The sequence below is a fragment of the Klenkia brasiliensis genome, assembly GCF_900100695.1.
In the GTDB taxonomy this organism is placed as follows: domain Bacteria; phylum Actinomycetota; class Actinomycetes; order Mycobacteriales; family Geodermatophilaceae; genus Klenkia; species Klenkia brasiliensis.
The window spans coordinates 661757-679469 of sequence record NZ_FNCF01000002.1; the positions used below are offsets into that span (position 1 = coordinate 661757).

The window sequence follows — 17713 nt, forward strand, 5'->3', positions numbered from 1 at the left end:
ACCATGCCGCTCACCCCTGTGCTGACCAGCCGCTTCGCCGAGCCGCGCAGCTGGACCATCGAGACCTACGAGCGCACCGAGGGCTACTCGGCCTGGCGGACCGCGCTGGGCATGACGCCCGACGAGCTGGTCACCCTGGTCAAGGACTCCGGCCTGCGCGGCCGCGGCGGCGCCGGCTTCCCGACCGGGATGAAGTGGAGCTTCATCCCGCAGCCCAAGCCGGGGGAGACCCCGACCGGCCCGGCCGCCAAGCCCAAGTACCTGGTGGTCAACGCCGACGAGGGCGAGCCCGGCACCTGCAAGGACGTGCCGCTGATGATGGCCGACCCGCACTCCCTGGTGGAGGGAGTGGCCATCGCCTCCTACGCGATCCGCTGCTCCTTCGCCGTCATCTACGTGCGCGGCGAGGCGGTGCACGCCCACCGGAGGCTGCAGGCCGCCGTCGCCGAGGCCTACGCCGCGGGCCACCTGGGCCGCGACGTCCACGGCTCCGGGGTCGACCTCGACGTCGTCGTGCACGCCGGTGCGGGTGCTTACATCTGCGGCGAGGAGACCGCGCTGCTGGACTCCCTGGAGGGCCGCCGCGGCCAGCCCCGGCTCAAGCCCCCGTTCCCCGCCGTCGCCGGGCTCTACGGCGCCCCGACCGTGGTCAACAACGTGGAGACGCTGGCCAGCGTGCCGTTCGTGGTGCGCGGCGGGTCGGCCTGGTTCAAGGAGTTCGGCCCGGAGAAGTCGCCCGGGCCCAAGATCTACTCGATCTCCGGACGGGTGGTGCACCCCGGCCAGTACGAGGCCCCCATGGGGACGACGATGCGCGAGCTGCTGGCCATGGCCGGCGGCGTGCGGCCGGGCCACGAGCTGAAGTTCTGGACGCCGGGCGGCTCCTCGACGCCGTACTTCACGCCCGAGCACCTCGACGTCCCGCTGGACTTCGACTCCGTGGCCGCGGCCGGCTCGATGCTCGGCACCACCGCGCTGATGGTCTTCGACGAGACCGACTCGGTCGTGGAGGCCACCCTGCGGTTCACCGAGTTCTACGCGCACGAGAGCTGCGGCAAGTGCACCCCGTGCCGGGAGGGCACCTACTGGCTGGTCCAGATCCTGGAGCGGCTGGTCGCCGGACACGGCACCGCGCGCGACCTGGACCTGCTCACCGACACCTGCGACAACATCCTGGGCCGGTCCTTCTGCGCCCTCGGCGACGGCGCCACCAGCTGCATCGCGTCCTCGCTGAAGTACTTCCGCGACGACTACGTCACCCTGCTGCCGCCCGACGAGCAGGGCCGGCTGGGCCGCACGCTGAAGCTCGAGCCGGTCGGGGCGATGGCATGACCACCCCCGAGCCCGCGCCCGCCCGGGTCCCCGCCGTCCCGGGGCCGCACACGCCCGAGGACCACGTGCGGCTGACCATCGACGGGTTCGACGTCGCGGTGCCGAAGGGCACCCTGATCATCCGGGCCGCCGAGCAGATCGGCGTGCAGATCCCGCGGTTCTGCGACCACCCGCTGCTGGAGCCGGTCGGTGCCTGCCGGCAGTGCCTGGTCGAGGTCGAGGGCCAGCGCAAGCCGGTCGCCTCCTGCACCGTGCCGGTCGCCCCCGACATGGTGGTGCGGACCCAGCTCACCAGCGAGGTCGCCGAGGGCGCGCAGGCCGGCACGCTGGAGCTGCTGCTGGTCAACCACCCGCTGGACTGCCCGGTCTGCGACAAGGGCGGGGAGTGCCCGCTGCAGAACCAGGCGATGAGCAACGGGCACACCGAGAGCCGCTTCGAGGGCACCAAGCGCACCTACCCCAAGCCGCTGCCGATCAGCTCGCAGGTGCTGCTGGACCGCGAGCGCTGCGTGCTGTGCGCCCGCTGCACCCGCTTCTCCCAGCAGGTGGCCGGCGACCCCTTCATCGAGCTGTTCGACCGCGGCGCGCTGCAGCAGGTCAGCATCTACGCCGACGAGCCCTTCGAGTCCTACTTCTCCGGCAACACCGTGCAGATCTGCCCGGTCGGCGCGCTGACCAGCGCGGCCTACCGGTTCCGGTCGCGGCCCTTCGACCTGCGCAGCGAGCCCAGCATCTGCGAGCACTGCGCCTCGGGCTGCGCCCAGCGCACCGACTACCGCCGCGGCACCGTGCTGCGCCGGCTGGCCGGCGACGACCCGGCGGTCAACACCGAGTGGAACTGCGACAAGGGCCGGTTCGCCTTCCGCTACGCCGCGGCCAACGAGCGGCTGACCACGCCGCTGGTCCGCCGGGACGGCGAGCTGGTGCCGGCGTCCTGGCCCGAGGCCTGGGCCGCCGCGGCCGCGGGCCTGACCGCGGCCCGCGCGGACGGCGGGGTGGGGGTGCTCCCCGGCGGCCGGCTCACCGTCGAGGACGCCTACGCCTACGCGAAGTTCGCCCGCGTCGCCCTGGGCACCCACGACGTCGACGCCCGGGCCCGCGCGCACTCCGCCGAGGAGCTGTCCTTCCTCGCCGCGCACGTCGCCGGCACCGCCCCGGGCGCCGGCGCGGTCACCTACGACGAGCTGGCCGCCGCCCCCGCGGTGCTGGTGGTCGGGTTCGAGCCGGAGGAGGAGTCGCCCATCGTCTTCCTGCGGCTGCGCCGGGCCGTGCGCGAGCGTGCGCTGCCGGTCTTCGACGTCGCACCCTTCGCCACGCCGGCCGACGAGAAGCTGTCCGCCGTCCTGCTGGCCACGCCGCCGGGGCTGGAGGCCGCCGTGCTGCGCGCGCTGGCCACCGAGTCCGCGGGCGGCGTCGGCGCGCAGGCCGCCGCCGCGCTGCGCGCCGAGGGCGCGGTCGTGCTCGCCGGCGAGCGGCTGGCCGAGGTGCCCGGCGCGCTGTCCGCGCTCTCGGCGCTGGCCGCCGCGTCCGGTGCCCGCATCGCCTGGGTGCCGCGCCGGGCGGGGGAGCGGGGCGCGGTCGAGGTCGGTGCCCTGCCGAACCTGCTGCCCGGCGGGCGCGGCGTCACCGACGCCGCGGACCGGGCCGACGTGGAGGCCGCGTGGGGCGTCGAGCTGCCGCGGAAGGACGGCCGGGACCTCACCGGCATCCTGCAGGCCACCCGCGACGGGGACCTGGGCGGCCTGCTGGTCGGCGGTGTCGACCCCGCCGACCTGCCCGACCCGGCGCTGGCCGAGGCTGCGCTGGCCGCCGCGGGCTTCGTGGTCAGCCTCGAGCTGTTCGGCACCGCGGTCACCGCGCACGCCGACGTCGTGCTGCCGGTCGCCGCGGCCCCGGAGAAGGCCGGCAGCTACCTGGACTGGGAGGGCCGGGTGCGGCCCTTCGACGCCACCCTGCACGGCAGCGGCCAGCTCACCGACGCCCGCGTGCTCACCGGCCTGGCCGACGCGATGGGGGTGGCCCTCGGGCTCACCACCGTGGGCGCCGCCCGCCGCGAGCTGGTCGCGCTCGGCGGCGCCGGGCGCAGCCGGGAGGTCCGCGGGCTGGACGTCGCACCCGCCGGCAGCCCCCGGCTGGGCCCCGACCAGGCCGTGCTGGCGAGCTGGCGGCAGCTGCTCGACGACGGCACCCTGCAGCGCGACGAGCCCGCCCTGGCCGGCACCGCCCGCCCGCCGGTGGCGCGGCTGGCGAAGGACGCCGCGCTCCGGCTCGGCGTCGGCGACGGGGACCGGGTCACCGTCACCGGGCCCACCGGCTCGATCACCCTGCCCGCGCGGATCACCGAGATGCCCGACCGGGTGGTCTGGCTGCCGATGCGCTCGCCGGGCAGCCACGTCCGTACCGGGCTCGGCGCCGCTCCGGGCGCCGTCGTCACCGTCAGCGCCGCAGGGGGCCCGGCATGAACGACTCCCCGACCCTGGCCGACTTCGGCCAGGACGTCTGGTGGCTCGTGCTGATCAAGATCGTCGGGGTCTTCGCGCTGCTGGTCGTGATGACGCTGTTCGCGATCGTGTTCGAGCGCAAGGTCGTCGCCCGCATGCAGCAGCGCTCCGGCCCGAACCGGGTCGGCCCGCGCGGCTACCTGCAGAGCCTGGCCGACGGCCTCAAGCTCGCGTTCAAGGAGGACATCATGCCGGCGCTGGCCGACCGGCCGGTGTACTTCCTGGCCCCGGTCATCGCCACCATCCCGGCGTTCCTGGCGTTCTCGGTCATCCCGCTGGGCCCCGAGGTGTCGATCCTCGGCCAGCGCACGCCGCTGCAGCTCATCGACGCCCCCATCGGGGTGCTCGTGGTGCTGGCCTGCTCGGCGATGGGCGTCTACGGGATCGTGCTCGGCGGCTGGGCGTCGGGCTCCACCTACCCGCTCCTGGGCAGCCTGCGCAGCGCCGCGCAGATGGTCAGCTACGAGATCGCGATGGGCCTGTCGATCGTCGCGGTGTTCCTCTACGCCGGGACGATGAGCACCTCGGGCATCGTCGCCGCCCAGGCCGGGGACAACCGGCTGGACTTCTTCGGCCTGCAGTTCGACGGCCCCAGCTGGTACGCCGTGCTGCTGCCGGTCAGCTTCATCATCTACGTCATCGCGGTGGTCGGGGAGACCAACCGGGCGCCCTTCGACCTGCCCGAGGCCGAGTCCGAGCTGGTCGGCGGGTTCCACACCGAGTACTCGTCGCTGAAGTTCGCCCTCTTCTTCCTCGCCGAGTACGTCAACATGGTCACCGTCTCCGCGCTGGCCGCGACGCTGTTCCTCGGCGGCTGGCGGGCGCCGTGGCCGATCTCGATCTGGGACGGCGCGAACTCGGGCTGGTGGCCGCTGCTGTGGTTCCTGCTCAAGGTCGTGGCCGCGCTGTTCGTGTTCATCTGGCTGCGCGGCACGCTGCCCCGGCTGCGCTACGACCAGTTCATGCGCTTCGGCTGGAAGGTGCTGGTCCCGACCGCGCTGGTCTGGATCCTCGCCGTCGCCACCATGCGCACCGTCTCCCGCGAGGCCGACCTGTCCAGCGGCGAGGTGGCGGTCTACGTGGGCCTGCCGATCGCCGCCGTCGTCCTGGCGGTGCTGCTGGTGGCCTCCCGCAAGAGCAACGAGCCGACCCGGATCGCCGCGGTGGCGGCCGCGGCCGGGTCGACCAACCCCACCGAGCCCGAGGTGCTGCCCCCGGTCCGCACCGGTGGCGCACGGCACCGGCCGGCCCAGCGCAGCGGCCCGGCCCGCGCCGAGGGCGGGTTCCCCGTCCCGCCGATGGACCTCGTCGTCCCGCCCTCGCCCCGGCTGGCCAGCAAGGAGCCGGTCGCCGCCGGCGCCCCCGTGGCGTCGGGCCGCCGCCGCCCCAGCCCCACCCCCCGGAAGGACTCCGACGATGCCTGAGACCAGCCCGGAGAAGCGGCACGGCGGGGAGGTGGAGCAGGCCGGCGGCACCCGCTCCGCGCCGGCCCCGCGCACCAGCCGGCTGCCCGGCCCCGCGCAGGGCTTCGGCGTGACCTTCTCGACGATGTTCAAGAAGGTCACCACCGAGCAGTACCCGGACGAGCCCAAGGTGACCAAGCCGCGCTACCACGGCCGGCACGTGCTCAACCGGCACCCCGACGGGCTGGAGAAGTGCGTCGGCTGCGAGCTGTGCGCCTGGGCCTGCCCGGCCGACGCCATCTACGTCGAGGGCGGCACCAACACCGAGGAGCAGCGGTTCTCCCCGGGCGAGCGGTACGGGCGGGTCTACCAGATCAACTACCTGCGGTGCATCTTCTGCGGTCTGTGCATCGAGGCCTGCCCGACCCGCTCGCTGACCATGAGCAACGACTTCGAGCTGGCCGACGACTCCCGCGGCGACCTGGTCTACACCAAGGAGCAGCTGATGGCCCCGCTGCTGCCGGGCATGGAGCAGCCCCCGCACCCGATGCGGCTGGGGGACGACGAGCGCGACTACTACCTGCGGGCGGGTTCGTGATGGGGGGCATCGAGATCGGGACGGCGGAGACCGTCGTCTTCTGGGTCCTGGGTCCCATCGCGCTGGCCGGCGCGCTGGGCATGGTGCTCGCCCGCAACGCGGTGCACTCGGCGCTGTTCCTGGTCAACACGATGCTGGCGCTGGGCGTGTTCTACGTCGTGCAGGAGGCGCCGTTCCTGGGCGCGGTGCAGATCATCGTCTACACCGGCGCGATCATGATCCTGTTCCTGTTCGTGCTGATGCTGGTCGGCCGCGACTCGTCGGACTCGGTCGTGGAGACCCTGCGCGGGCAGCGGGTGGCGGCCACGGTGCTCGGCATCGGCTTCGCCGGCCTGGTCGGCGCCGGGATCGCCCGGGCCACCGAGGGCATGGTCGTCACCGGCCTGGAGGGTGTGCAGGGCGGCGAGGGGGGCGCCGCCGACGGCAACATCGAGGCCATCGCCGGGCTGCTGTTCACCCGCTACCTGCTGGCCTTCGAGGTCACCAGCGCGCTGCTGATCACCGCCGCGGTCGGCGCGATGGTGCTGGCGCACATCGAGCGCGAGCCCGGCAGCCGGCTGACCCAGAAGGAGCGGTCGCGGGCCCGGTTCCTCACCAGCGACCACCCGCAGACCCTGCCCGGGCCCGGCGTCTACGCGCGGGCCAACTCCATCGCCGCGCCCGGCCGGCTGCCCGACGGCAGCCCCGCCGAGGCCAGCTACGCCACCGGCGTCGAGCCCCAGGTGGTGGAGGAGCTGCCCCCGGGCGACCCCGCCGGCGACGGGCGGGATCCGGGCGCAGGGCGGGGCCACGGCCCGGACGCCGCGCTCGGCACGACCCGAGGGGTGACCCGGTGAGCCTGACCAACTACCTGGTGCTGGCCGCGATCCTGTTCACCGTCGGCGCCGTCGGCGTGCTGGTGCGCCGGAACGCGATCGTGGTGTTCATGTGCATCGAGCTGATGCTCAACTCGGTGAACCTGACGCTGGTCACCTTCGCCCGGTCAACCGGCACCCTCGACGGCCAGGTCATCGCGTTCTTCGTGATGGTGGTCGCGGCGGCCGAGGTCGTGGTCGGGCTGGCGATCATCATGTCGATCTACCGGACCCGCAGGTCGGCGTCGGTCGACGACGCCAACCTGCTGAAGTACTGAGGCCGCCGACATGGACACCGTGCCCGCGACCGGGCTCCTGGCCAGCTCCTGGCTGCTCATCGCGCTGCCCCTGGCCGGGGCCGCCGTCCTGCTGCTGGGCGGCAGGCGCACCGACCGGTGGGGCCACCTGCTGGCCATCGGCACCGTCACCGCCGCGTTCGTGCTGGCCGTGCTGTCCACGGTCGAGCTCGCCGGCCTGGACGAGCGCAGCGTCGGGGTGGACCTGTTCACCTTCATCTCCACCGGCCGGCTCGACGTCGGCGCTGGCCTGCTGGTCGACCCGCTGTCGATGACCTTCGCGCTGCTGATCACCGGCGTCGGCGCGCTCATCCACGTCTACTCGGTCGGCTACATGGCCCACGACCCGGGCCGCCGGCGGTTCTTCGCCTACCTCAACCTCTTCGTCGCGGCGATGCTGCTGCTGGTGCTGGGCGACAGCTTCGTGGCCCTCTACGTGGGCTGGGAGGGCGTCGGCCTGGCGTCCTACCTGCTCATCGCGTTCTGGTACACCCGCCCGGCCGCGGCCACCGCCGCGAAGAAGGCGTTCGTGATGAACCGGGTCGGCGACGTCGGCCTGGCGCTGGCGATCTTCCTGATGTTCACCCAGCTGGGCACCACCTCCTACGAGGGCGTGTTCGGCTCGGTCGGCCTGCTCGCCGGGGGCACGGTCACCGGCATCGGCCTGCTCCTGCTGCTGGGCGCGTGCGGCAAGTCCGGCCAGTTCCCGCTGCAGGCCTGGCTGCCCGACGCCATGGAGGGCCCGACCCCGGTGTCGGCGCTCATCCACGCCGCGACCATGGTCACCGCCGGGGTCTACCTGATCGCCCGTTCGGCGCCGCTGTTCGACGCCGCCCCGGTCGCGCAGACCGTCGTGGTGGTCATCGGCGCGGTCACGATCATGATCGGCGCGGTCGCCGGCTGCGCCTACGACGACATCAAGAAGGTGCTGGCCTGGTCCACGGTCAGCCAGATCGGCTACATGTTCCTGGCCGTCGGCCTGGGCCCGGTCGGCTACGCCGCGGGCATCGCGCACCTGCTCACCCACGGGTTCTTCAAGGCCGGGCTGTTCCTCGGTGCCGGGTCGGTCATGCACGGCATGGGCGACCGCACCGACATGCGCCGCTTCGGCGGCCTGGCCACGAGGATGCGGACCACCTTCGTGACCTTCGGGCTGGGCTACCTGGCGCTCATCGGGTTCCCGTTCCTGTCCGGGTACTGGACCAAGGACGCGATCATCGAGGCCGCCTTCGACCGCGGCGGCACCTCGGGCTGGGTCCTGGGCGGCGTCGCCGTCCTCGGTGCCGGGCTCACCGCGTTCTACATGACCCGCCTGGTGCTGCTGACCTTCTTCGGCGAGCCCCGCTGGGAGGACGGCGTGCACCCGCACGAGTCCCCGGCGGTGATGACGCTGCCGATGGTGGTGCTCGCCGTGGGGTCGGTGGGCGCGGGTTTCCTGCTGGTGGAGGCGTTCCCGCTGGCCGACTGGCTGGCACCGGTGTTCGGCGAGCCCGAGGAGGCCACCGCGCACGCCATCCCGCCGCTGGCGGTCAGCGTGCTGGTCACCGTGGTGGTGGCGCTGGGCGTGCTGACCGCGTGGCTGCTGGTCGGCCGCCGGGAGGTGCCGACCACGGCACCGGCCCGCGTCTCGGCACCGGTGCGCGCCGCGCGGGCGGGCCTCTACGCCGACGCGGTCAACGAGGCCGTGTTCATGCGCCCGGGCATCCGGCTGGTCCGTGCCCTGCGGGTCGTCGACGACAAGGGCGTGGACGGCGTCGTCAACGGCATCGGCGCGGGCCTGGGCGGGTCCTCGGCCCGGCTGGGCCGCGCGCAGACCGGCTTCGTCCGGTCCTACGCCCTCGGCATGCTCGGCGGCGCCGTGCTGGTCGCGGGTGCCCTGCTGGCGGTGACGGCGGGATGACCACCCCCCTCTGGACGAAGGAGTCCCGGTCGTGAGCGAGTTCCCCTGGCTGCTCACGATGATCGTGGTGCCCGCGGTCGGCGGTGCCGCGGTGGCCGCGCTGCCGAAGGGCCGCGACGCGCTGGCCAAGCAGGCGGCGCTGGCCGTCAGCCTGCTGGTGCTCGTGCTCGCGGTGCTGGCCACGGTCGCGTTCGACACCGGCGGCGAGCGGTTCCAGCTGACCACGTCGGTCTCCTGGATCCCCAGCTTCGGCGTCGACTTCGCCCTGGGCGTCGACGGCATCGCGCTGGTGATGCTGCTGCTCATCGGCGTCCTGGTGCCGGTCGTCGTCGTCGCGTCCTGGCGCGACACCGGGCCCGGCGGCCGGTCGATGAAGGCCTACTTCGCCTGGCTGCTGGTGCTCGAGGCGATGATGGTCGGCGTCTTCGCGGCCACCGACGTCTTCCTGTTCTACGTCTTCTTCGAGGCCATGCTCGTGCCGATGTACTTCATCATCGGCAGCTTCGGCGGGCCGCGCCGGCAGTACGCCGCGGTGAAGTTCTTCCTCTACAGCCTGCTCGGCGGGCTGGTCATGCTGGCCTCGGTCATCGGCCTGTACGTGGTCAGCACCTCCCAGATCGGCGAGGGCACCTTCGCCTTCGACGCGCTGCGCTCCCTCGACATCGACCCCGGCGTGCAGAAGCTGCTGTTCCTCGGCTTCTTCGTCGCGTTCGCCATCAAGGCCCCGCTGGTGCCCTTCCACACCTGGCTGCCCGACTCCGGTGCCGAGGCCCCGGTCGGCGGAGCGGTGCTGCTGGTCGGCGTGCTGGACAAGGTCGGCACGTTCGGGTTCATCCGGTACTGCCTGCCGCTGTTCCCCGACGCCTCCCGCACCTTCGCGCCCTGGATCCTCGGGCTGGCGGTGGCCGGCATCCTCTACGGCGCGCTGCTGGCGATGGGCCAGTCGGACATGAAGCGGCTGGTCACCTACACCTCGATCGCCCACTTCGGCTTCATCGCGCTGGGCATCTTCGCCTTCACCGCCGAGGGCGGGTCCGGGGCGGTGCTCTACATGGTCAACCACGGCATCTCGACCGGGATCCTGTTCCTGGTCGTCGGCATGGTCATCACCCGCGGGGGCTCGCGCAGCATCGCCGACTACGGCGGCATCGGGAAGAAGGCGCCGGTGCTGGCCGGGGTGTTCCTGGTCGCCGGCCTGTCCAGCCTGGCGCTGCCGGGCACCAACAGCTTCGTGTCGGAGTTCCTGGTGCTGCTGGGGTCCTTCCCCACCCGCCCGGTGTTCACCATCGTGGCGACGGTCGGCATCGTGCTGGCCGCCCTCTACGTGCTGCTGCTCATCCAGCGCGCGGTGCACGGCCCGGCCCGCGGCCTGGTCACCGAGCAGCCCTTCCCCGACCTCCGCCGGCGCGAGCTCGTGGTCGTCGCCCCGCTGTTGGCCCTGGTCATCGGCCTGGGCGTCTACCCGCAGCCGCTGCTGGACCTCATCAACCCGGCCGTCGCCGCCACGATGGGCGACATCGGCTCCGACCCCGCGGGGACCCAGCCCGCCACCGCCGAGCAGGGGGCCAACTGATGATCGAGGCACCGGACCTCTCGCTGTCGGCGCTGAGCCCGTTCCTGTTCGTCTTCGGGGCCGCGCTGGTCGGCGTCCTGGTGGAGTCCTTCGCCCCCCGGCACGTCCGCCAGCCCACCCAGGTCGCCCTCGCCCTGGTCGGCACCGTCGGCGGGTTCGCCTGCACCCTGCTGCTGGCCGGGCGCGGGGAGGTCACCGCCGCCGGCGCGCTGGCCGTGGACGGCGCCGGGCTGTTCCTGCAGGCCACCATCGCCGGGCTGGGCGCGCTGTCGGTGCTGCTGTTCGCCGAGCGGGCGCTGGACCCGGCGAGGTCGGCGTTCGTCGCCTCGGCCGCCGTCCCCGCCGGCAGCCCGCGCGACCGGGAGCTGCTCACCGACGAGCGGGTGCAGACCGAGGTCTACCCGCTGGCCACCTTCGCCGTCGGCGGCATGATGCTGTTCGTCGCGGCCAACGACCTGCTGGTCATGTTCATCGCCCTCGAGGTGCTGAGCCTGCCGCTGTACCTGATCTGCGGGCTGTCCCGCCGCCGCCGGCTGCTCTCCCAGGAGGCCGCGGTGAAGTACTTCCTGCTCGGCGCCTTCGCCTCGGCGTTCTTCCTCTACGGCCTGGCCCTGGTCTACGGCGCCACCGGCACGGTGCAGCTGGCCGGGATCCGGCAGTCGGTCACCGACGACGGCACCGGCACCCTGCTCGTGCTGGGCCTGGGCCTGCTCGTCGTCGGCCTGATGTTCAAGGCCTCGGTCGCGCCGTTCCACACCTGGACGCCGGACGTCTACCAGGGCGCCCCGACCCCGGTCACCGCGTTCATGGCCGCCTGCACCAAGGTCGCCGCGTTCGGGGCGATCCTGCGGCTGCTCTACGTCGCCTTCGGCACGGCGGACTGGACCTGGCGGCCGCTGGTCTACGGCATCGCGATCGTGTCCATGGTGGTCGGCGCCGTCCTCGGCCTGACCCAGACCGACGTCAAGCGGATGCTCGCCTACTCCTCCATCGCGCACGCCGGGTTCCTGCTCACCGGCGTCATCGGCCTGGACGCCGGCACCGGCTCGGGCCTGGCGGCGACGCTGTTCTACCTGCTCGCCTACGGGCTGACCACGGTGGGCGCGTTCGCGGTGGTCACCCTGGTCCGCGACGGGGACGGCGAGGCCACCGCGCTGGCGCAGTGGGCGGGGCTGGCCCGGCGGTCCCCGCTCACCGCCGCGATCATGACCTTCCTGCTCCTGGCGCTGGCCGGCATCCCGCTCACCAGCGGCTTCACGGGCAAGTTCGCCGTCTTCCGCGCCGCGATCGAGGTGGGCGCCTGGCCGCTGGCCGTCGTCGCGCTGGTCACCAGCGCGGTCGCGGGGTTCTTCTACCTGCGCCTGGTCGTGCTCATGTACTTCTCCGAGCCGGCCGAGGACGGCCCGTCGGTCGGCGTCCCCGGCCTGCCCACGACCATCGTGCTGGCCGTGACCGTCGCCGCCACGCTGGTGCTCGGCGTCGTCCCCGGGTCGGTGCTGGACCTCGCCGACGGCGCCGCCCGGCTGGTCGGCTAGGCCAGCCGTCGGCGCCTGCACCTGCGGCGACTAGATTCAGCGACGATGAGCGGAGCCAGCGCCCTCACCGCCACCGGTGACGGCAGCCAGACGCAGGCGTGGAACAAGCCGGGCCGACCGGCGTCCACGGTGGGTTCGTGGCTGCCCGACGGGCCGCTGGGTGAGTCGCTGTCGGCAGGCCTGTCCCGGGTCGAGGACGCCCTGCACGCCTCGGCGGTCAGCGACTCCCCGTTCGTGGCCGAGGCCGCCGCGCACCTGATGACCGCCGGCGGCAAGCGGTTCCGCCCGGTGCTGGCGCTGCTGGCCGCCCAGCTCGGCGACGCCGACTCCGAGGAGGTGGTCTCCGCGGCGGTGGTCTGCGAGCTCACCCACCTGGCCACGCTGTACCACGACGACGTCATGGACGAGGCCGCCGTGCGGCGCGGCGCCCCCAGCGCCAACAGCCGGTGGTCCAACAGCATCGCCATCCTCACCGGTGACTTCCTCTTCGCCCGCGCCTCGGACCTGCTGGCCGACCTCGGCCCGGAGGCGGTGCGCATCCAGGCCCGCACCTTCGAGCGGCTGGTCACCGGCCAGATCCGGGAGACCGTCGGCCCGGTCGAGGGCGAGGACCCGATCGAGCACCACCTGTCGGTGCTGGCCGACAAGACCGGCTCGCTGGTGGCCACCTCGGCCCGCTTCGGCGCCACCTTCGCCGGCGTCGACCCGGCCGTGGTCGAGGACCTCACCTCCTACGCGGAGGAGATCGGGGTCGCCTTCCAGCTCGCCGACGACCTGATCGACATCGTCAGCGAGGCCGGGACGTCGGGGAAGTCGCCCGGCACCGACCTGCGCGAGGGCATCGCCACCCTGCCGGTGCTGCTCGCCCGCGCCGGCGACGACCCGGCCGAGGCCCGGCTGCGCGAGTTGGTCGCGGGGCCGATCACCGACGACGCCGAGCACGCCGAGGCGCTGGCCCTGCTGCGCGGGTCGGCCTCGCTGGCCCGCGCCACCGAGGTGCTGCACTCCTACGCCGACCGTGCCCGGGCGCGGCTGGGCCGGGTACCCGAGGGCGAGGTCCGCGAGGCGCTGTCGGCCCTGTGCGACTACGTGGTGACCCGCAGCGCGTAGCCGCGCCACCAGGGAGACTGGACGGGGTGACCCCCCGACCCGCCGCCCTGCTCACCGGACTCGTCCTGCTCGCCGGCTGCTCGTCGGGCACCGCGTCGTCCGACGCCGACGGCGCGGCGACGTCCGCCCCGGCCGACGCCCCCGCGCTCGACGTGGAGGTCGTGCTCGACGGCCTGGACCACCCGTGGGACGTCGCGCAGGCCCCCGACGGCACGCTGCTGGTCGACCAGCGCGGCGGCGGCTTCACCGCCGTCCTGCCCGACGGGTCGACCCAGGAGGTGGCCGCGGACCTCGGGGACCTGTGGGCCGAGGGGGAGACCGGCCTCATGGGCCTGGTCCTGGACCCCGGCTTCGCGCAGGACCGCCGGTTCTACACCTGCATGGGGGTCGCCGACGGCGGGGTGGACGGCGGCCCGGGCATCGAGGTCACCGCCTGGACCGTCGACGACGGCTGGACCTCGGCCACCCGCGTGGCCGACCCGCTGGTCGGCGGCATCCCGGTCAACGCCGACTCCGGCCGGCACGGCGGCTGCCGGCTGCGTTTCGACCCGCAGGGGCAGCTGCTGATCGGCACCGGCGACAACGCGGTGGGCACCAACCCGCAGGACCTCTCCACCCTGGCCGGCAAGCTGCTGCGGGTCGACCCGCGCACCGGGCAGCCGTCGGCCGGCAACCCCTTCCTCGAGCTCACCGACCCCACCTCGCACGCGGTCGTGGGCTACGGCCACCGCAACGTGCAGGGCATCGCCGTCCAGCCGGGCACGGGGGCGGTCTACACGGCCGAGCAGGGCAGCCAGGTCGACGACGAGGTCAACCTCGCCACCGACGGCGGCAACTACGGCTGGGACCCGGTCGGGGAGGGCGAGTACGACGAGAGCGTGCCGATGACCGACCCGGAGATCCCCGGCGCGATCGAGGCCGTGTGGTCCTCCGGCGACCCCACCATCGCCGTCTCGGGCATCACCTTCCTCGACGGCGAGCAGTGGGGCGCCTACGACGGCCTGCTGCTGCTCGGCGTGCAGAAGGACACCGGCGTCCTCGCGCTGCGGCTGGCCGACGACGGCTCGCTCGTCGAGCAGTTCCGCATCCCCGAGCTCGAGGGCACCTACGGCCGGGTGCGCACCCCGCAGCTGGGCGGCGACGGCGCGCTGTACCTGACCACCGACAACGGCGAGGGCGCCGACCAGCTGCTGCGGGTCACGCCCGCGAGCTGATCCGCCCCGGCACCGGGGTGCCGGCGGGCAGCAGCGGGCACGGCTCCGGCTCGCCCCAGACCGTGCGCAGCGGCAGGACGCCGGCCCAGTCGGCAGCGCTGTGCCCGAGGTCGCGCTCGTCCTCCCCGGGCGGGCCGGTGCGGATCTTCACGCTGGCCTCGGTCAGGTCCAGGGCCAGCACCGCGGTCGCGGCCAGCTCCTTGCGGTCGGGCCGGCGGCTGTGGTCCCACGACCCCGGCGCGAGGTGCTCGGTGAGCACCGCGAGCCCGTGCAGCCGCTCGTCGGGGTCGGTCACCAGCCGGGCGGTGCCCTGCACGACGGCCGACCGGTGGTTCATCGAGTGGTGGAAGGCCGACCGGGCGTAGACGATCCCGTCGACCAGGGTGACCGTGAAGCAGACCGGGACGCCCGAGGCCGCGGCGCGCAGGGACGCCGCGCCGCTGGAGCCGTGCAGGTAGAGGGTCTCGCCGTCCCGGCCGTACCCGGTGGGCAGCACCAGGGGCCCGGTGGGCAGCACCAGACCCAGGTGGCCGACCAGTCCGGCGTCGAGGACGGCGTGCAGGTCGGCGCGGTCGGTGCGGGCCCGGACGGCGTTGCGGCGGACGGTCGAGCGCGGGGTGGGGGACAGCGGGGTGCTCACGGCGTCCATCCTGCGGGGCGTCGTGGCATCCTCCGAGAGCCAATCCGCACCCGTTCCGGGAGGCCACCGGTGACCGACACCCCGCCCGTCGTCCTGGACCGCACCTCGCGGGTGCCGTTGGCCGTGCAGCTGGCCGACGGGCTGCGCGGCGCCGCCGGGCTGCGCCCCGGGGACCGGCTGCCCTCCACCCGCGACCTGGCCCGCGCCCTCGGGGTGAGCCGGACCGTCACCGCGGCGGCCTACGACCAGCTGCTGGCCGAGGGCTGGGTGACCGGACGGCGGGGGGTGGGCACCTTCGTCGTGGGCGCCGCCGTGCCGGCCGCCCCGGTGGCCGGACGTGCCCCCGCGGAGGCGGCCCCCGGGGTGGACCTGCGCCCGGGGGCGCCCTGCACCGAGGTGCTGGACCCCGCGGCCTGGCGGCGGGCCTGGCGGGCCGCCGGCGACCGGCCCGCCGACGTCGGGTACGACCCTGCCGGGGACCCCGCCTTCCGCGCCGCGGTCGTCGAGCACCTGCTGCGCCACCGCGGCCTGCCCGCCGACCCCGCGGACGTGCTCGCCGCCGCCGGCACCTCGGCCGCGGTCGCCGAGCTGGCCGGTCTGCTGCGCCCCGGCGCCCGGGTCGGGGTGGAGGACCCCGGCTACCGCCGCGCGGTCGGCGCGCTGCGGGCCGCCGGGGTCGAGGTGGTGCCGCTGCCGGTGGACGACGACGGCCTGGTCGTCGACGCCGTCCCGCGGGGGCTGGACGCGGTCTACTGCACCCCGGCCCACCAGTTCCCCCTCGGCGGCCGGCTCCCGGCAGGCCGCCGCACCGCGCTGGTCGGGCGGGCCCGCGCCGAGGGGTTCTGCGTCTGGGAGGACGACTACGACGGCGAGCTCCGCTACGACGTGGCGCCGCTGCCGCTGCTGGCCGCGCTCGCCCCCGACGTCGTCGTGCACCTGGGGACGGCGTCCAAGGTGCTCACGCCCACCCTCGGCCTCGGGTGGGTGGTCGCCCCGGCCGACCTGCGCGGGCGCCTGCTCGAGCGGCGCACGGCCACCGGCCTGCGCCCCGGCCGCGCCGGGCAGCGGGTGTTCACCGCGCTGGCGGGCTCCGGCGACCTGGCCCGGCACCTGCGCCGGCTGCGCCGCGAACTGGCCGACCGCCGCGGGCTGGTCCGCGACGCGGTGGCCGCGGCCGGCCACGCCAGCGTCGGGGACGCCGCCGGCGCGCACCTCGTGGTCCCGCTGCCCGACCGCGGCACCGAGGCCGCCGCGGTGGGTGCGCTGGCGGCGCGGGGCGTCGCGGTGGGCTCGCTCGCCGAGCAGGCCCTCGCCGACCACCGGGCCGGGCTGGTGGTCGGCTGGGCCGCACCGCCCCGCGCCGACCTGGGCCCCGCGCTCGCCGTGCTGGGCGAGGTGCTGGCCGGCGTCAGGCGGTGACGGGCAGGTGCAGCGGGCCGCGCAGCACGGTGGCCACCCGCGGCACCGGGTTCCCGGCCGGCCGCAGCCGCGGCGCGCGCTCGGCCAGCAGCCGCAGCGCCACCTCGCCCTCCAGCCGGGCCAGCGGTGCGCCGAGGCAGTAGTGCGCCCCGCCGGAGAACGCCAGGTGCGGCGCGGTCTGCTCGCGGTGCAGGTCGAACCGGTCGGGGTCGGGGTGCACGTCGGGGTCGCGGTTGGCGCTGGCCAGCAGCACCAGCACGCCGCTGTCCCGGCGCAGCCGCAGGCCACCGACCTCGACGTCCTCGTGGGCGAACCGCGCGGTCAGCTGCACCGGCGGGTCGTAGCGCAGCGTCTCCTCGACCGCGGCGGCCGCCAGCGACGGGTCGGCCACCAGGGCCGCCCACTGCCCGGGCGTGCGGTGCATCGCCTGCACGGCGTTGCCGATCAGGTTGGTGGTGGTCTCGAACCCGGCGACCAGCAGCAGCTGGGCCAGCGCCAGCACCTCGTCGGGCGTGGCCGTGCCGCCCTCGACGGCCCCGGCGAGGGTGGAGATGACGTCCTCGCCCGGGTGCGCCCGGCGCTGCTCCAGCAGCTCCCCGAACAGCACCCGCAGGTCCTCGGTGGCCCGGGTCAGCTCCCGGACGTGGGAGGGCGACCGGACGCCGTCCAGCGACGTCCCCAGGGCCAGGCCCCAGCGGGCGAACCGGGCGCTGTCCACGTCGGGCACGTCCAGCAGCGCCGAGATGACCTTGATCGGCAGCGGCGAGGCCAGCTCGGTGACCAGGTCGAACGGGCCGCCGCGGGCGAGGGCGGCGTCCAGCAGCTCCGCGGTCACGCGCTCGGCGACCTCGCGGTAGTGGGCCAGCCGGCGGGGGGCGAAGGCCGGCTGGGCCAGCCGCCGCAGCCGGGTGTGGTCGGGCGGGTCCAGGGTGAGCAGGGACAGGTCCACCGGCTCCATCAGCGACGGGCCGTCGCCCTCGCCCAGCCGGCTGGCGCCGTCGGAGAGCCGCACACCCAGCCGCCGGTCGCGCAGCACCGCCTCCACGGACGCGTGGGTGGCCGCGGCGGTCAGCCCGGTCCGGCTGCGGGCCGGGCCGGTGGTGCGCTGCGCCGCCCGCAGCTCGGCGTAGACGGGGTAGGGGTCCAGCCGCCACGGCTTGTGCAGCAGGCGGGCCACCCGGTCACCCCGCAGCGCCAGCACGTACCCGCCGGCGCGCATGGCGCCGATCCGGGCACCGAGGACGACGTCCTCGACCAGCCGGCCGGTCGCCGTCCGCGGCGCGGCGGCGGGCGCGACGACGGTGTCGTGCCCGGTGCTCACCGGTGCCTGTACCCGGC

The 17713-nt window shown here is 74.7% G+C and carries 14 protein-coding genes; 12 read left to right on the forward strand and 2 right to left on the reverse strand.

What is annotated here, in order from left to right; all coding sequences use genetic code 11:
• Window positions 1-3: 3 nt before the first annotated feature.
• Genes nuoF through BLT39_RS07620 form a run of 11 tightly spaced genes read left to right on the forward strand, consistent with a single transcriptional unit; the run spans window position 4 to window position 14316 of the window.
• A complete protein-coding gene (nuoF, locus tag BLT39_RS07570; protein WP_091061297.1) occupies window positions 4-1332 on the forward strand; it encodes an NADH-quinone oxidoreductase subunit NuoF in 1329 nt (442 codons plus the stop codon).
• Entirely contained in the window at window positions 1329-3794 is a 2466-nt protein-coding gene (locus BLT39_RS07575; protein WP_091061299.1) for an NADH-quinone oxidoreductase subunit G, read from the forward strand. The genes nuoF and BLT39_RS07575 overlap by 4 nt, the downstream gene beginning before the upstream one ends.
• Complete coding sequence (nuoH, locus tag BLT39_RS07580) at window positions 3791-5257, forward strand: NADH-quinone oxidoreductase subunit NuoH (protein WP_091061301.1); 1467 nt, start codon at window positions 3791-3793, stop codon at window positions 5255-5257. The genes BLT39_RS07575 and nuoH overlap by 4 nt, the downstream gene beginning before the upstream one ends.
• Window positions 5250-5834 (forward strand): NADH-quinone oxidoreductase subunit NuoI, encoded by a 585-nt coding sequence (gene nuoI, locus BLT39_RS07585; RefSeq protein ID WP_091061303.1) that lies wholly within the window; start codon window positions 5250-5252, stop codon window positions 5832-5834. The genes nuoH and nuoI overlap by 8 nt, the downstream gene beginning before the upstream one ends.
• Window positions 5834-6670 (forward strand): NADH-quinone oxidoreductase subunit J, encoded by an 837-nt coding sequence (locus tag BLT39_RS07590; RefSeq protein ID WP_091061305.1) that lies wholly within the window; start codon window positions 5834-5836, stop codon window positions 6668-6670. Before nuoI ends, BLT39_RS07590 begins: the two co-directional genes overlap by 1 nt.
• Window positions 6667-6966, forward strand: a complete 300-nt coding sequence (nuoK, locus tag BLT39_RS07595; protein WP_091061307.1) for an NADH-quinone oxidoreductase subunit NuoK — start codon at window positions 6667-6669, stop codon at window positions 6964-6966. The genes BLT39_RS07590 and nuoK overlap by 4 nt, the downstream gene beginning before the upstream one ends.
• 10 nt (window positions 6967-6976) lie before the next feature.
• A complete protein-coding gene (gene nuoL / locus BLT39_RS07600; protein WP_091061309.1) occupies window positions 6977-8884 on the forward strand; it encodes an NADH-quinone oxidoreductase subunit L in 1908 nt (635 codons plus the stop codon).
• A 31-nt stretch (window positions 8885-8915) separates the two neighbouring features.
• Entirely contained in the window at window positions 8916-10457 is a 1542-nt protein-coding gene (locus BLT39_RS07605) for an NADH-quinone oxidoreductase subunit M (protein WP_091061311.1), read from the forward strand.
• Window positions 10457-11992 (forward strand): NADH-quinone oxidoreductase subunit NuoN, encoded by a 1536-nt coding sequence (gene nuoN, locus BLT39_RS07610; RefSeq protein WP_091061313.1) that lies wholly within the window; start codon window positions 10457-10459, stop codon window positions 11990-11992. Before BLT39_RS07605 ends, nuoN begins: the two co-directional genes overlap by 1 nt.
• Window positions 11993-12037: 45 nt before the next feature.
• Window positions 12038-13102, forward strand: coding sequence for a polyprenyl synthetase family protein (locus BLT39_RS07615; RefSeq protein WP_091061315.1), 1065 nt, complete (start codon window positions 12038-12040; stop codon window positions 13100-13102).
• 26 nt (window positions 13103-13128) lie between these two features.
• Entirely contained in the window at window positions 13129-14316 is a 1188-nt protein-coding gene (locus BLT39_RS07620; RefSeq protein WP_091061317.1) for a PQQ-dependent sugar dehydrogenase, read from the forward strand.
• On the opposite strand, the gene BLT39_RS07625 is transcribed toward BLT39_RS07620, so the two are convergent.
• A complete protein-coding gene (locus BLT39_RS07625) occupies window positions 14300-14956 on the reverse strand; it encodes a pyridoxamine 5'-phosphate oxidase family protein (protein ID WP_423221479.1) in 657 nt (218 codons plus the stop codon). The two genes, BLT39_RS07620 and BLT39_RS07625, sit on opposite strands and share 17 nt — an antisense overlap.
• A gap of 69 nt (window positions 14957-15025) precedes the next feature.
• Between BLT39_RS07625 and BLT39_RS07630 the strand changes: the two genes are divergently transcribed.
• On the forward strand, window positions 15026-16375 hold the full coding sequence (locus BLT39_RS07630; RefSeq protein ID WP_091061320.1) for an aminotransferase-like domain-containing protein: 1350 nt from the start codon (window positions 15026-15028) through the stop codon (window positions 16373-16375).
• On the opposite strand, the gene BLT39_RS07635 is transcribed toward BLT39_RS07630, so the two are convergent.
• On the reverse strand, window positions 16365-17696 hold the full coding sequence (locus BLT39_RS07635; RefSeq protein WP_242658237.1) for a cytochrome P450: 1332 nt from the start codon (window positions 17694-17696) through the stop codon (window positions 16365-16367). The two genes, BLT39_RS07630 and BLT39_RS07635, sit on opposite strands and share 11 nt — an antisense overlap.
• Between the last annotated feature and the right edge of the window lie 17 nt (window positions 17697-17713).